The following is a 14,929-nucleotide window of genomic DNA, read 5'->3' as shown; positions in this document are numbered from 1 at the left end:
TTACTCGAACTCCATCTGTTCGAAAACGCGCCCGGCATTCTTTGTTGCCAGTTCCTCGTACGTGTCCAGATGGGCATAGGGGGACTGATCGACATAGTAGGCTTCGGTCAGATCGCCGCCTGCATCCATATGTTCTTGAATCCTGGTTCGCAGGTACACCAGGTAATCGCGTGTATAGCGGCGCACCTGATCCATATTCGTGGGATGACCGTGCCCGGGAATGACATACGTGGCATTCAAAGCCTCGAACTCGTTGTCCCAGGTTTCCAGCCAATCCGCGGTATAGGTATCCTGAAAGATCGGCAGCAAGCGCTCGTGGAACGCCATGTCACCCGCGATGACAAGGCCTTGGTTCGGCAGCCAGATCGAGATATCGCCGGGGCTGTGGGCCGGTCCGAGGTATTTTGCTTCGATCCGGAAGTCGCCCATCTCAACCACGTATTCATCATCTAATGTCTCGGTTGGGCCTGCCAGAAACGTACCCTCTGCCTTGTCCTGATTGTATCGTTTCATTCCTTCCAGAATCTGAGGGCCATATTCCTCGAACTCAGCTGCTGCATCCGAATGGGCGACGATTGGAACACCGATTTCTGACCAGTAGGCATTACCAAGCATCGCGTGCCCCTGACCGTTTTCGTTGAAGACAAGCGTGACGGGCTGATCCGTAATCGCCTGAATTTCCTTGTGCAGCGCCTCGGCAAGGACATAGGCCGCACCGCCGTTGACAACGACCACGCCTTCACCGGTCACGATGAAGCTCAGGTTGTTGTTGTGACCAGAGTTTTCGTAGGTCGGTGGAGCGGTTGCGCCAATGGCGGAATAGACGCCAGGAATGAACTCGACCGGCTTGGAATACAGAACGCTTTGCGGATACTGGTCAGCAATATCCTCGCTTGCCCAAGTTGGCGTGGCGAAAGCAACCGCAATCATGAGTGATCGTATCATGACGCCTCTCCAATGAACCTGTAGGCCGAACCGGTCTTTTCGACGCGGCCAATTCCACCGTTCGGCAGGTGGAAGCCAATCATTCTCATTTTCTCTTCGGAAATCTGATCCAGAAGTGAGTAACGCGCAGCTGCGGCGACCTGGGGGTCCTGATCCGTTCCACTGTGCCAATCGGGGTGTTCAAACGCAACGTGCGGATTTCCCAGCGCGTCGCCTACGACCATCACCGACTCATCCCCATTTCGAAGCTCAAAGGCCATGTGACCGGGCGTGTGCCCAAAGCTTGCCCGTGCGGCAATACCGGGAAGGATCTCGTGCCCATCCTCAAAGAACGCGACCTGATCCTCGATTGCTTCCAATCGGCGTTTGGCACCGGCCGCGAACGCGGTGCGATCTTCGCCAATCGTGTCCACCGTTGAGGGGTTCCACCAATAATCCCATTCTTTGCGTCCAATGAGGTGCGTCGCATTTGGGAAAAGCAGGTCGTCGAAGTCATCCAGAACACCCCAGATGTGATCGGGGTGTGCATGGGTGAAGACCACATGCGTAACATCCTCGGGCGACAGGTCGATTGTTTCAAGGGTCTCCAAAAGCTTGCCAGATGTAGGCATGAAGTCCGGCCCCGCGCCAACATCGAATAGTACGGTGTTTTCATCATCTCGATAGAGCGTGACGTTGCACTCTGGCTCGTACTTGGTCGCGTCCGCTTGATTGCGGATCAGGATTTGCTCGATCTCCTCTTTGGGCATGGCTCCGAAAACAACATCAGGTGGCAATGACAGGTATCCGTCTGACACGGTTGTAATTCGGGCTGAAGGGCCGAGCCGCAGCTCTGCCTGCACGATCCTGGTTTGAGCTCCAAGTACCGCGAGGCACGTGGCATTGAACAGGAAACTGCGTCGGGACAAAGAAATTCCATTCATACGCAATCATTAAATTGAATATTATTATTTGTAAACGATGGAAGTACCAACAAAGGATCATTCCAAGACGCTAAAAAACCGGTCGGGTCTTCTTTGCGATTGGGCGAAGAACGGTTTTCAGTGGTGGTAAATGGAGACGACACCAAGGTCATGCGCAAAGTGAACGTGCAGCGCAATCCGCGCCATGATGGTTTGCCGAGGAAGAGATGATGTCAGAAAGGCGATTGTTACGTGACCTCGAAACAGGGGAGAGGCCCAGCCGCTGAACGACGGCGACGGCAGACGCAGCTTTGCACCGAAAAATCCCGGTCCATCTGCGTCAAAGCGCATTGTTCTCATCCCGCTGTGCTTGTAAGGAAATTGCACGGCCCCAGGGGCTGCGCCGTGCGGGCGTGATGGAATGGTAGACATATCAGACTTAAAATCTGAAGGGCGTATGCCCGTGTGGGTTCGAGTCCCACCGCCCGCACCACAAAAATTTTCAAAAAATGCCGTGACTTATGGGCGCGTGGCAGGACGCGCCGTGGGGGATGCTCGCGTGCTGCGAAGGCCCCACTCAACTCTGCTGTGCAACCGACCCTAAACCGGAAATCCCAATTGTCGGATCAGTTTCCAAATCTCCCTGTTTGCGGCTGACAGCTGATCAACGACTGCTTCGATCTGGAGCAGAGCATCGTCGTCGACGGTATCCTCGCGGCCGAGTTTTATGTCGGTTTTGCGGTCAGCGATCCGCATGAGGATCGTTTTCGGGTTTCCGCTTTCAGGGTCGAAGGAATAGATGCAATGGTTGTACTTGTTGCGGATGCCGGAAAGCTTGGCCAGCCTTTGCGTGTGTTCAAGGATCGGATCGCGAACCGGGGCAGGGCGCCCTTCCATTTTTGCAAGTCTTTCAACCAGATCTATTCGCGCGCGGGTGGTGTTCAAAGTCAAAAAGATGATTACGGCCACGTCCTTGGACGTTCCGGTCAGGCCGGCGATCAGGTGGATCAGCAGGCTTTCGGTATTTGTCCACATATAGTTCAGCCTGCCGACCAAAAGGATCAGGCGGTCGAACCGGGCTTCGAACGGATCAGTCAAGGGCGGTCTGTTGCGCCTCGTGAGGCGCTACCTCGAAATAGAAATGAGCAGCCGCAGTCCTGTTGCTGACGCCGATCTTTCCGACAACGTTATGCATGTGCAGCTTGACCGTGTGTTCCGTGATGCCCAGCTTGGCCGCAATCAATTTGTTGCTTTTGCCTTCTGAGACCAGTTGCAGAACCTGTTTTTCGCGGCGTGTCAGCTTGGAGTATTGTGCATGCCGATCCGCGCCGTTGGATGTAATGGCTTCCCGTTGCCGTGGTCTCTCAGGCGCGCGCTGACAAGGGGATGAGACACAGTCAGCCAGGAAGCTGGGAAGATACAGTTCCTCGTGCATCAGCAATCTGAGGATGGCACGCCACGCGTCCGGCGCGACATTCATCGGCAGAAAGCCTACATCTCCAAACTGCGCGCGGTGCCAGTCTTCGAACAGGTGTCGGGCCGAATCCTCTTTGCGATAGGCGAAGGCAAGACAGCCGGAACCTGCACTTTTGGAGTATGCATCGGGGCGCGCCAAAAGGTCCTCGATCAACATCTGATCCACGACGACGATCTTGCCGCTGTCCGGAACATGTGAGCGCATGGCCTCGAGTGTTTCGAAGCGAAAAGCGCGGACGCCAAATTCAGTTTGAACGCTTCTTAGGGTTTGATTTGAATAGAATAGTTCTTTCCCGAGGAAGACAATCGAAAAATCTTCTGAATAAAGACTCTGATTGCCAGATTCATTGTTCAAAGACTCACTCATTATATTCCCTCACAAAACGGGGTTAACCGGAAATGGCTTTATCGAAATGGAATTGCCGGTGCAAAAGTAGTTAACTAATCAAAGAATTACGTAAGATTTATTGTAGCTGAAAACGTGATTTTCTACAACCAGACGGTATAGTTCAAGTGCCCGAGATATAGAACTATTGTTTAGGTTTTTCGGCTTGTCATTGTGTAACTGGCGGAAACAATTGCATTATTTTTTGTTGTTTTTCTTGTTTAGAACTTTTTGATCCAGGCCGGGAATAGTTTCGCGGTTTTTTAAAATAAACATAAAATACAACATGTTATCCATATCAGAACTTTCAGTTAGCTAGTCGCAAGCGTGCGTCGCTGCAAACATGGTCAGGCTTTAATTGTGAAAGCGTCTGTCCCTGCCGCGCCCGTTCCTTGCGTATTTCAGCATCGATTGTGAACGGCCGCGAATTCGGCTTAGCCGGGAAAGGAGGTGGCCTCAGGAAAACGATCGTGGACCGCATTCAGCGTGCTTGAACGCTGTGCGGGTATTTCAGTTTCAATCACGCCCGTTGCCGCTTTGTAGATGAATGGCGGTCAGGCGTTCCAGTAATGGGAATTTGTTATGAGACGTAATGTAAACAATACAAACGTAACGACCGTTGACGAAATTGTAGTCGAAAACCTCGAAGCTCCGGTGGATGTCGAAATTCAGGTTGATGAGGCCCTTGTCGAAGCCGACGTGACTGCGCAGCAACAGCAGCAGGACCAAAATGTAGAAAACGCCAACGAGCAAGGCCAGGATCAGGGTCAGGACCAGGGTCAGGATCAAGACCAGGGTCAGGATCAGGACCAGGGTCAGGATCAGGACCAGGGTCAGGATCAGGACCAGACGCTTAATGCCGGCGACAACACCAACGACAACTCCAACAGCAACTCAATCAACATCGATTTCGGCGGCGGTGAGTGGATTCCGCGCGACGATGATCAGGTTGATCTGGACCTCGGCGACTCGGCGACAGTGGGTGACGTGATCACTGCTGGTCGCGATCTGACCTATGATCCAGGCGATGACATGAATCTGGATGTCTCGATGGATGGTGCCGGAACAGCGATGTCATCCGTGAACAGCCAGGTCGCCAGTCTGAGTGATGATGACACGTTGGACTCACCAAGCGTATCCAACAATGCCGACTTCTACCAGAACGGCGATGCCAATGGTGGTACTGCTACTGCGGCTGAAGGTATCAGCTCGGATGCCGGCGGTGGAAAATCGGGCGACGGTGGAACCAGTTACGGCGGCGCGGCCGATTCATCGACGCTGGGCAGCCACGCGTGGGCTGACGGTGGCGATACCGGCAGTGCCGATGCCGATTCCAGCGGCGGCCGGGGCGGATCGACCGGTGACGCAAGCAATGCCAGCAACGGTGTTGGTATGGCGGGCGCAGGATCCGACGGTGACAGTGCCGGCGGAGATGGCGGTGCCGCGGATGGTTCCGCGTCGTCTGACAACGATGGCAGCACAAGTGCCGATGGCAGCGGAACCGGCGGAGCCGGCGGCAGCGCGGATTCGTTTGGTCTGGGCCTGGGCCTGGGTCTGTCCGGTTCGAATGCATCCGGTAACGCAAACGGCGGCGACAGCGACTCCGACTCGACCGGAACGGGTACCGGAACGGCAGATAACGCCGCGGACGCGTCCGGCGCGGACGGTGGCGATGGTAATGCTGCGGCAGATGGTTCGGCTTCGAACACCAGCGACAGCAACACCGATGCAAATGATGCCACTGCGGGTGACAACACTGCGGATGGCTCTGCTGACAGCGGCGCGGACAGTTCGGCTGACGGCTCTGGCGGAACCGGAACCGGTGGTGACGGATCCGGCGGTGACGGCTCTGGCGGTGACGGCACCGGTGGCGACGGCACCGGCGGCAACGGCGAAGGTGGATTCGGCGCGATGGTCGAAGCTGCAATCATGGCTCTTCAGGAAGAGTTGGGCATGATTGACGCCGAAGCAGGCGAAGGCGGCGACGGGACCGGCGGTGACGGCACCGGTGGCGACGGCACGGCCGGCGACGGTTCGGGTGGCGACGGCTCGGGCGGCGACGGTTCGGGTGGGACCGCTGACGCGGATTCCGATGCTCAGGGTGTTGGCGATCAGTCGGCAAGTGGGCCGGACATCGACCAGAGCCCAGGCGACGTGAACGGTGCGGCCAGCAACTCGCAGGACACCGACGGCAGCGGCGGTGACGGCGGGTCGAACGCAGCAGATGGCGCAGCGGATGCGGCCGGTACCGGAACATCGGCTGCCGACGGCGACGGCGGCGCGGGCGGCAGCACGACGCCGACATCATCGTCTACCGGCAACGGAGCCGGGTCTGCCGACGCGGCCAATACCGCGGGTGGCGGCGGAGCTGCCGACATCTTCGGAGATGCCGACACAAACGGTGCGGCTGACAGCCTGGCCGAAGCAATTGCCGGATACGGTGGCGAAGGCAGTTCCGACAATGATGCCACATCGACTGGCTCTGGCGATGCAGCTGGTGCGGCCGACTCGGGTAACGGTGGTGCCGGTGGCGCATCCGCCGCGGACGGCGGAACCAGCGGAGCTTCGATGGGCACTGCAACGTCAGGCGATACCATGGGTGGCATGATCACCGGTGGTAACGGTGGCGGCGCCTATTCAGGTGACGGTGGTGCCGGCGGCAATGGTGGTGCCTGGGGCGCGAACAATGGTGGCGATGGTATCGTAACCGGCGAGTCCTATGCATCGGCTGCGGCTGTCGTTGATACGTCTGCGTTCAACCAGTCGATCATCATGGGCGCCAACGTTCTGGGCAACACGGTCGATACGACCATGGTGGGTGGTTCGATGACCATGTCCCACGCCAGCGACGACACTGACGTTTAAGTCAAAAGGCGGGGCTCGCATTTTCGGGCCTTGCTACCTTTCAAAAATGCCGGGGCCGCAAAACGCGGCCCCGGCCCAACTGAACCCAAAGCGGTAATTACGAGCCGCCGCGGGCAAAAAGGATAACCGACATGGCACTTGACGGTATTACGGAAACGATAGCGCATTTTGTTGGAACTTTTGAGCTTACGATAGAACAAGCCCGCCTGCGGGATCAGTACGAGGAGTTCAGCGCCCTGAGGCGGAAAGCTGAAATAGACGGGCTTGACGAGCCAACCTCGATTCACATCAAAGCTGATCTGGATATCCCGGCGGGCGAATACGAAGCCCTGCCGTTCAATTTTCTTCCCTCTCAGCCGGAGCTGCCGTTGCCAAAAGCTCCTGTCGGGCCGGTGCACGAGGCGGTCATCATCCTCAACGGTGACAGCGCGGAGTCCGCGCGATTTGTTCCAGACAGCATATCCGGCCCGTCTTCCGCACCTGAACTGATCATTCTTCGACCGGATACGGTGCCATTGGGGTCGGCAATGACGTTCACCGTGCAAAAGGTGGTCATGCGCGACAACGACACGGTGGGGGAAGGGGACTTTCGTGATACCGAGGCGCTGATCGCCCAAGGCGAAGAGATGCTGGACATGGCGCTGTCGCTTCATGCCGTGGCAGCCCCTTCGCTTTCGCTCGCGGATTACAAGTCGACCGAAATGCTCGAGGCGCTGGCCCAACAGATGACGGCCCCGGCAAACGCGAATATCGACGGGGTCACGGTACATCAGTTTCATGGCGATGATGCGTTGGGGGTGATCGTGAACGGCAAGTACGTTGACGACGCTCCGGTATGGACAGACATCCTGCCTGCGTTCCATCAACCGGAGGAAGCCGGAGAGGATGAGGCCGAGTCCATGCTTCCGGCCGAGTGGGATCAGTCGAAAGATCCTGACTTTGATGACGGACACCTGGTCGTGACCGGAGGAAACCTTGCGATCAATGCCGTTTCGGCATCTGTGGGTTGGGTTGATGCCCCCTATATCGCCGTCGGAGGGCAGGCGATCAGCCTGACCGCCATCAGCCAGGTTGCGCTTGTTTCAGATTGGGATGTGGGGGCGCCGGGAACGGGCAGCGGCACCAACGTGATTCAGTCCTCGAAGATTGAAGTCGAAGGCCGAGATGCCCCCTGGCTGGACAATGGCGCCGGAACAACCGGACAACCTGAGTTCATCGTTGTGGATTGGGTCCACGGTGATCTGGTTGTGGCAAACTTCGTCAAACAAGTTATCGACGGCACGGATATCGACAACATACAGACCGAGATTTCGGCCGCATCGACATTGTACGCGTTGGGCGACAACGAAATGTTCAATGTCACCGACATCGTGCAGCTGGGCAGTTTTTACGACCTGATCATGATCGACGGGAATATGATTTCCGTGGACATGTTGTACCAGACCAACGTCCTGATGGATGACGATATCATCAGCGGCGGTATGCCCGGCGCAATGGCCGGAGATGATGACAACGTGATCATGAATGACGCGTCGGTCAAAACGATAGGCGAAGATACACATCAGGGTCTGCAACAGAACCTGTCCGACGCCATGGCGCTTGATCAAACGGACATGGATGCGTTGGAGAACGCGCTGCTCAACGATCCCCTGTTCGCAGGGATGGAACAGATGCGCGTGCTCAAGATCGACGGAGACTTGTTGCAGGTGAACATCGTTGAACAGGTCACCATGATGCTGGATCAGGATCAAATTGACCTGTCCGGTCCCAGTGCCGCCGATACCGAGGTCGTCGCAGGCAGCAACGCCCTGTTGAACTCGGTCAATCTGACCAAAATGGGCGTGGATTCGACGGTAATGGCCGCTGACGGATCTTACTCCGACCTGCTGCTTCATCAGGCCAGCCTGATTGACGTGCCAGACAACCAGGAAATCACAGATATGACCAACGAGGCGATCGCCGCAATCATGGCGGACATGTCTGTGCCGCAACCGGATGCGGCCCTGGCACTGCACGCACAATCCACTGACACAACGACACCAGATGACGGCCTGCAATCCATGCTGGCCTGACCCCCCCCAAGTTTTTATCGAGTGACCAGAAGGTTTGTATATGTCGATTGTTTTTTCGTCGCGCCGCCCACTCTTATCCAGTCCCCTGGACAGGCAGGGCGGTTTGGGCCCGAAGCGCCAGCGCGCAGACGGTGGGGCAGATCCCGCAGCACGACGGGCCAAAGCCCGGTTGCACCTGACGCAGGAGATGCGCGTGTCTGTGTCAGATCCAGATTCGCCGGTTGAAACCGAACTACCACAGCAATCCGAAGACCGAAAACGCTCACGCGAACAACGGCGCGCTGATCCTCCCCGTCAGCGTGCGCAACCGCAACCCGCGCAAAATGAAGACCCGGCGGGTGGCGGCAATGGGGTGGCCGACGCCGACGGCCCGGATCCGGCATCTGCCGGGGACTCGACAGCGCGCAAGACCCCCTCTGCGCGCGCTTCCGGTGGGAACGGCATAGGCACCACGATCGAGGCCAAGGCAAACCAGCCACTGTTGCAAACGAATTCCGGCGGCGGTGATGGGAACGGGCCACCCCAAACCTTCCACAAACGCACCCCGCCCGAAGACTTCCAGCGCACGTTGCGCGTTTCGATGCGGGCGATCCGGCGCAATCTTGCGTTTGTTCTGGTCCTGACCTGCGCTACGAACATCCTGATCCTGGCGATCCCGATCTATCTGTTCCAGATCAGTGACCGGGTTCTGACCAGCCGGTCGCTGGACACGCTGATCATGTTGACGGCCATCGTTGCAGGGGCAGTGGTCTTCCAGTCAGCTTTTGATGCGGTGCGGCGGTTCATGCTCATGCGGACGGGGGTTGAAGTGGCGGCCCGGCTGGGCGCACCGGTTCTGAGCGCGGCGGCCCATGCGTCGCTGCATGGAAACGGGCGCGAGTATCAGACATTGGGCGATCTGCAACAGCTTCGTGGTTTTCTGGTCTCGGGCACGCTGCTTTCATTTCTGGACGTGCCGTTTGCGCCGCTGTTCATTCTGATGATTTTCCTGGTGCATCCGGAACTGGGCATGATCGTGGTGGTTACTGCGCTGATCCTGATGACGATTGCGCTGATCAACCAGAAAATGACTGCCAAGCCGTTTGCCGAGGCCAACAAGGCACAGTCCATGGCAAACCTGCATCTGGATTCGATGTCTCGCAACAGCCAGATCATCAACGCCCTGGCAATGATCCCCGAGGCCGTGCGGATCTGGGGGCGGGACACTGCCCAATCCCTGACCTGGCAGGTGCGGGCACAGGACCGCAACGTGATCTTCGCTTCGATCTCGCGCGCCGTTCGCCTTTTGACGCAGATCGGAATTCTGGGTTGGGGCGCGTTTCTGGCGCTGCAAGGAGAGATCACGGGCGGTATGGTGATTGCGGCCTCGATCATTGCCGGGCGTGCCTTTGCGCCAATCGAAGGTTCGATTGAAGGATGGAACAGCTACCTGCTGACGCGCGGAGCTTATGGCCGGATCAAGGCGCTGCTGTCGACTTCGGCCCTGCAATACGAAAAACTGCGCTTGCCACGCCCCGAAGGTCGTCTGGATGTCGAACGCCTGCTTTATGTACCGGGCGGAACCAAGCGCGTGGTTCTGAACGGCATCACGTTCTCGCTGGTTCCCGGCGAAACATTGGCCATCATTGGCAATTCCGGTGCGGGGAAAACCACGCTTGGAAAAACTCTGGTGGGATCCATCCTGCCCACATCGGGCAGCGTTAGGCTTGACCTGATGGACATCCGAAACTGGGACCCGCGCCAGTTTGGCGAAAGCATCGGCTACCTGCCGCAGGATGTTCAGCTGTTCCCGGGTACGATCAAGGACAATATCGGTCGGATGAGGGCGGATGCCACTGACGAACAGATCCATGATGCCGCCGTTCTGGCCGATGTTCATAACATGATTGCAACGCTGCCGCAGGGATATGAGACCGTGGTGGCGGCTGATGGCTCGCCTTTGTCCGGTGGTCAGAAGCAACGTATCGCACTGGCACGGGCGTTCTTCGGCAATCCCAGAATGGTTGTGCTGGATGAACCGAATTCAAATCTCGACGTCGCGGGGGACAAGGCGCTGGCATGTGCGATCGAACAGGCGCGTCAAAGCAAGATCACCGTGGTCGTCATTACGCAAAAGCCAACGCTGTTGAGTGTTGTCGACAAGATCATGCTTTTGACCGACGGGCGCGTGGCCCTGTTCGGTCAGCGTGATCAGGTTCTTCAGCAGCTCAACGGGCCGCGCAAGCAGACTGGAATTGAAGGCCAGCAGGGGGGCTGACCATGAATAACCTCGTACCTGTGAACAACTCAGCCAATGATCCAGAAGTCTGGTATGCCGAGGTTCCACGCTCGATCAACAGGTTGATGGTGATCGGGCTGGTCATGCTTGTCGTGTGTTTCGGCGGTTTCGGGGTCTGGTCTTTCAGTGCCCCGCTGGCCGCAGCGGTCATCGCGCAAGGCAGCTTTGTTGCCACGGGCCGAAACAAGATTGTCCAACATCTTGAAGGCGGCATCATCGAAGACATCAAGGTTGTGGAAGGTCAGGCGGTTCAGGCTGGTCAGGTTCTGATGACCCTGGACCAGACCTCGGCCCAGGCCAATGAGCGTGAGCTGTTTATTCGCAAGCTGCGCCTTCAGGCCATGACCGAGCGGTTGCTGGCCGAGTACGGGGAACGCGACCGCCTCGTGTTTTCGCAAGAGCTTGTCGAAGCATCCGAAGATCCCGAAGTATTGGCCATTCTGGATGGGCAAAAGCTCAGCTTCGATGTGTCGCGCAAGACGCTGCTGAATGACTTGGCGCTGCTGGAACGCAACATGGAAGCGCTGAAAATCCGGTCCAGTGGATTTGAGGCGCAATTGGACAGCATGACCCGGCGTGCCGAGATTTTGCAGGAGGAGTTCGAGGCCAAAAACCAACTGTTCGAAAAGGGCCTTGTCCGCAAAGGAGAGCTGAACACCATCCGTCGTGTCCAGGCCGAAGCCGAAGGGCAGCAGGCCCGGTTGCAGGCGGAAGCCGCTGAAATCAACCAGATGTTGCTGAAATATGACGAACAGATTGCGCGTACGCGGTCCGCCTATCGTGAGGCCGCACTGGACGAACTGGGCGTGATCGAAGCCGATCTGGAAAGCGTCCGTGAAAAATCCCGTCAGGCCCGCAGCGTTCTTGATCGGGCCGTGGTGCGCGCACCGGTGACAGGAACGGTCGTGCGATTGCATTATCATACGCCGGGCGGTGTGATTGAAACCGGGGAACCGATAGCCGAGATCCTGCCCGCGGATGCGCCCCTGATCATCGAGGCACAGATTCCGCGTACCGAGATTGACAGTGTTGTCACGGGGCAGACCGCCACAGTCCGCCTGATCGCATTGAACCAACGCACGACGCCTGTTTTGTATGGCGAGGTCTTCTATATCTCGGCAGATGCGTTGCTTGAGGATTCGACCGGTGTTCCGCAGGAGGTCTATCTGGCACGTGTCTCACTGACCCCGGATGAGTTGCAGCGCGTGCGCGGCTTTGTTCCGACACCGGGCATGCCCGCTGAAATCATGATCCAAACCGAAGAACGCACCTTTGCGGCCTATATCGCCAAACCGGTATCAGACAGCATGTCGCGCGCGTTTCGCGAGCAGTAACACCTGCGTTCCCCTCCATGTCGGGACCTTCCGGAATTCGCATGTTAACCTCTGCGCGGTGACGTAAAGGAGAACTCGTATGACGGTGACGGTCAAAGAGATGATGGAGGCGGCCAACGCTGTGGTCGAACGTGTCGATGCAGCCCAGGCAAAGACGATGACCGAACAGGGGGGGCTGCTGTTGGACATACGCGATGCGAATGAGCTGGAACAGACGGGCCGCGCCGCCGGGGCGCATCACATACCTCGTGGCATGCTGGAGTTTCGGGCAGATGATACATTGCAATCACATGACCCTGAACTGCGCAAGGATCGCCCCATAGTGTTGTACTGCGCATCGGGTGGGCGCGCGGCCTTGGCCGGAAAACTTCTGAAGGATATGGGATACCAGAGGGTGTACAATCTTGGGGGATTGACGGACTGGGTGAATGGGGGCGGTGAAATCGCCAAATCCTAGCTTCGGAACCGTCTGCATCTGACACAAATCAAAGCGCAACATATTCGAATCGTGAAATATTTGGCCGGAAGCCATCAAAAGGAAAGCCCGGCCATGTTTCGCCTTGCTGCTATGCTGTATTCACTGATTGCAACTGCTCTGTCCGGTTCGGCCGTAATCGCCGTGCTTTCGGCTGGAATGGTGTCCGTCAGCGCAATTGTGGGCGCTGCGGCCGCGGGGGCCGTAATCGCCGCCCCGGCATCTTGGATGGTGGCCAAGCGGCTGTATCAAGGAGCTTGATCAGGCGTTCAGGAAGGTCCTGACGGCAGCTTCGAACTCGTGCGGTTTTTCGGCGTGCAGCCAGTGACCGGCACCGGGGATCTTGGCAAATCGCGCGCCGGGGAACAGTGCGCGGATTTTGGCTCGATGTTCCGGCAAGACATAATCTGACTCGCCCCCTGACAGGAACAGCGCGGGGCCTTGCCACTGGGCGTCCAACTCGGGAAAGCCCATGATATTTGGCATCTGGTCCGCCAACACGTCCAGGTTCAGCAACCAACGCTTTCCCTTGATGTCCAGCGATTGGGTGAAGAAGCTTTGCAATGCTTTTTCAACGCCTTGCTCGGCCAATTGCTGCTCGGCATCCGAGCGGCGCGCTATGCGCGAGAAATCCACGGCACGCATGGCCTCGATGAACTGAATTTGGCTGTGCGTGTATTTCACCGGCGCAATATCTGCGACCACCAGTTTGTTCACCAGCGCGCCGTGTTGCAGCGCAAGTGTCATCGCGGCCTTGCCGCCCATTGAATGCCCAAGTACGTCCGCCGTCCGGCCAATCCGTTCGATGACCTCGGCGATATCCTGCGCCAGGTGAGGATAATCATGGCAAGAATCCCACGCACTGTAGGCGTGGTTACGCATGTCGACGGCCACAACTTGCCGCTCGTCCGACAACCGTCTGGCAATCACGCCCCAATTTCGGGCCGATCCATACAGGCCGTGGGCAATGACAAGGGGCGGTCGGGCGGTTGGTTCGCCATGTATGATGGTGTTCAGCATGTACCGCGTGATACAAGTCAATGCCGGAAACAGCCAGCCCCATTGTAGGTCATTGATGCTGCCGTTAGATTGCCACGGCAGGAGGCCACCAATGCCGCAGGACCCAGACATTCAGACCCGGATCGCCGAAACGGTTGTGTTGCTGCGCGCAAAGCTCGGGGTGCGCGACAAGACGCTCGAGGCATCGATCCGCAAGGCCAAGCGCCGACTGCCGCGGCGCGTCTACAACCAGGCTTTGATTCTGGCCCGGGCCGAGGCGATGGCGTCTCATCCCAAACTGAGGCTGGTTCTGGATAACCCCAGGCTGATCAAGGCGTCTGACGTGGTGCAGGAACATCTGGGGTCCATCAATCTTGCGGATCGCAGATGGGGGTGGTTCCTTGGCCTGCTGGGGGGGCTGGCCTTCAACATGCTGGCACTGACGACGATTTTGCTGGTTTTTCTGTGGTGGCGCGGCTTGATCTGACCTTGGATTCTGGACTGCGCACCAAGGTCTGAACATGGTGCAAATCCCTGGGTGCGGTGACATCGAATGCACGGATTCGGTGTGAATAGCTGCGCGAAAGGCTGGTCGAGGCGAAAAAAGCGCGTATTGACCAGAATGGCCCGGGCGGCTTTGGGGGCCGGGACCTTGCCCAAAACACCGGATTTGCGCTGGGCGAGATCCAGAACGTTTTCAGAGATCTTACGCAATAAAACGGCGCCTCATGGCGCCGTTCTGTGTTGGAGGGTGGACCAGTTACAGGTTCGGATAGATCGGGAAACGTGCGCAGAGGTCTGCGACTTCGGCCTTGACCTTGGCTTCGACGGCGCCGTTGCCGTCTTCGCCATTGGCAGCCAGGCCGTCGACCACTTCGATGATCCAGTCGGCGATCTGGCGGAATTCGACCTCGCCGAAGCCGCGGGTGGTGCCGGCGGGCGACCCCAGACGGATGCCCGACGTGATGGTCGGCTTTTCGGGATCAAACGGCACGCCGTTCTTGTTGCAGGTGATATGCGCCCGGCCCAGAGCCTTCTCGGTGGCGTTGCCTTTCACCCCTTTGGGGCGCAGGTCGACCAGCACCACATGGGTGTCGGTGCCGTGGGTCACCGTGTCCAGGCCGCCCTTGATCAGCTGATCCGACAGCGCCTGCGCGTTGGCGATCACCTGCTTGGCATAGTCCTTGAACTCGGGCCG

The 14,929-nt window shown here is 57.8% G+C and carries 13 protein-coding genes, 1 tRNA gene and 1 pseudogene; 8 read left to right on the top strand and 7 right to left on the bottom strand.

Annotated features, from left to right (window positions below; all coding sequences use genetic code 11):
- From AC2FFD_RS07630 to AC2FFD_RS07620, 3 genes are all read right to left on the bottom strand, one after another.
- The gene (locus AC2FFD_RS07630; protein ID WP_496872764.1) at nucleotides 1-945 is read right to left on the bottom strand and encodes an MBL fold metallo-hydrolase; all 945 of its coding nucleotides are present in this window, start codon (nucleotides 943-945) and stop codon (nucleotides 1-3) included.
- Nucleotides 942-1,868: an MBL fold metallo-hydrolase gene (locus AC2FFD_RS07625; RefSeq protein ID WP_480685441.1), complete on the bottom strand. Its 927-nt coding sequence runs from the start codon at nucleotides 1,866-1,868 to the stop codon at nucleotides 942-944. Before AC2FFD_RS07625 ends, AC2FFD_RS07630 begins: the two co-directional genes overlap by 4 nt.
- Nucleotides 1,869-1,985: 117 nt before the next feature.
- Nucleotides 1,986-2,198: a hypothetical protein gene (locus AC2FFD_RS07620; protein WP_496872763.1), complete on the bottom strand. Its 213-nt coding sequence runs from the start codon at nucleotides 2,196-2,198 to the stop codon at nucleotides 1,986-1,988.
- Between the two features lie 56 nt (nucleotides 2,199-2,254).
- Between AC2FFD_RS07620 and AC2FFD_RS07615 the strand changes: the two genes are divergently transcribed.
- A tRNA-Leu gene (locus AC2FFD_RS07615) sits at nucleotides 2,255-2,340 on the top strand.
- Nucleotides 2,341-2,447: 107 nt separating this feature from the next.
- Here the strand turns inward: AC2FFD_RS07615 and AC2FFD_RS07610 are convergent.
- Together AC2FFD_RS07610 and AC2FFD_RS07605 are read right to left on the bottom strand one after the other, a co-directional pair.
- The gene (locus AC2FFD_RS07610; protein WP_496872762.1) at nucleotides 2,448-2,945 is read right to left on the bottom strand and encodes a hypothetical protein; all 498 of its coding nucleotides are present in this window, start codon (nucleotides 2,943-2,945) and stop codon (nucleotides 2,448-2,450) included.
- Entirely contained in the window at nucleotides 2,938-3,528 is a 591-nt protein-coding gene (locus AC2FFD_RS07605) for a helix-turn-helix transcriptional regulator (protein WP_496872761.1), read from the bottom strand. The genes AC2FFD_RS07610 and AC2FFD_RS07605 overlap by 8 nt, the downstream gene beginning before the upstream one ends.
- A gap of 762 nt (nucleotides 3,529-4,290) precedes the next feature.
- Between AC2FFD_RS07605 and AC2FFD_RS07600 the strand changes: the two genes are divergently transcribed.
- The 6 genes from AC2FFD_RS07600 (at nucleotide 4,291) to AC2FFD_RS07575 (ending at nucleotide 12,993) form a co-directional block, all read left to right on the top strand.
- Nucleotides 4,291-6,573: a hypothetical protein gene (locus AC2FFD_RS07600; RefSeq protein ID WP_496872760.1), complete on the top strand. Its 2,283-nt coding sequence runs from the start codon at nucleotides 4,291-4,293 to the stop codon at nucleotides 6,571-6,573.
- Nucleotides 6,574-6,704: 131 nt separating this feature from the next.
- Nucleotides 6,705-8,645: a type I secretion protein gene (locus AC2FFD_RS07595; protein ID WP_496872759.1), complete on the top strand. Its 1,941-nt coding sequence runs from the start codon at nucleotides 6,705-6,707 to the stop codon at nucleotides 8,643-8,645.
- Nucleotides 8,646-8,838: 193 nt separating this feature from the next.
- A complete protein-coding gene (locus tag AC2FFD_RS07590) occupies nucleotides 8,839-10,902 on the top strand; it encodes a type I secretion system permease/ATPase (RefSeq protein WP_374041599.1) in 2,064 nt (687 codons plus the stop codon).
- A gap of 2 nt (nucleotides 10,903-10,904) precedes the next feature.
- Nucleotides 10,905-12,257, top strand: a complete 1,353-nt coding sequence (locus AC2FFD_RS07585; protein WP_496872758.1) for an HlyD family type I secretion periplasmic adaptor subunit — start codon at nucleotides 10,905-10,907, stop codon at nucleotides 12,255-12,257.
- A gap of 79 nt (nucleotides 12,258-12,336) precedes the next feature.
- Nucleotides 12,337-12,714: a rhodanese-like domain-containing protein gene (locus AC2FFD_RS07580; RefSeq protein WP_257600286.1), complete on the top strand. Its 378-nt coding sequence runs from the start codon at nucleotides 12,337-12,339 to the stop codon at nucleotides 12,712-12,714.
- Nucleotides 12,715-12,807: 93 nt separating this feature from the next.
- Nucleotides 12,808-12,993, top strand: coding sequence for a hypothetical protein (locus AC2FFD_RS07575; protein WP_170345109.1), 186 nt, complete (start codon nucleotides 12,808-12,810; stop codon nucleotides 12,991-12,993).
- Here AC2FFD_RS07575 and AC2FFD_RS07570 read toward each other — a convergent pair whose 3' ends face one another.
- On the bottom strand, nucleotides 12,994-13,752 hold the full coding sequence (locus tag AC2FFD_RS07570; RefSeq protein ID WP_496872757.1) for an alpha/beta fold hydrolase: 759 nt from the start codon (nucleotides 13,750-13,752) through the stop codon (nucleotides 12,994-12,996).
- A gap of 91 nt (nucleotides 13,753-13,843) precedes the next feature.
- On the opposite strand from AC2FFD_RS07570, the gene AC2FFD_RS07565 reads away from it, so the two are divergent.
- Nucleotides 13,844-14,218, top strand: a complete 375-nt coding sequence (locus AC2FFD_RS07565) for a hypothetical protein (protein ID WP_496872756.1) — start codon at nucleotides 13,844-13,846, stop codon at nucleotides 14,216-14,218.
- A 273-nt stretch (nucleotides 14,219-14,491) separates the two neighbouring features.
- On the opposite strand, the pseudogene glyA reads toward AC2FFD_RS07565, so the two are convergent.
- Nucleotides 14,492-14,929, bottom strand: a pseudogene (gene glyA, locus AC2FFD_RS07560) (serine hydroxymethyltransferase); the annotation flags it as partial.

It is taken from the genome of Ruegeria sp. YTSC002 (assembly GCF_059609845.1).
The sequence above is the reverse complement of the archived record's forward strand: the minus strand, read 5'-3'. Positions and strand labels throughout refer to the sequence as shown.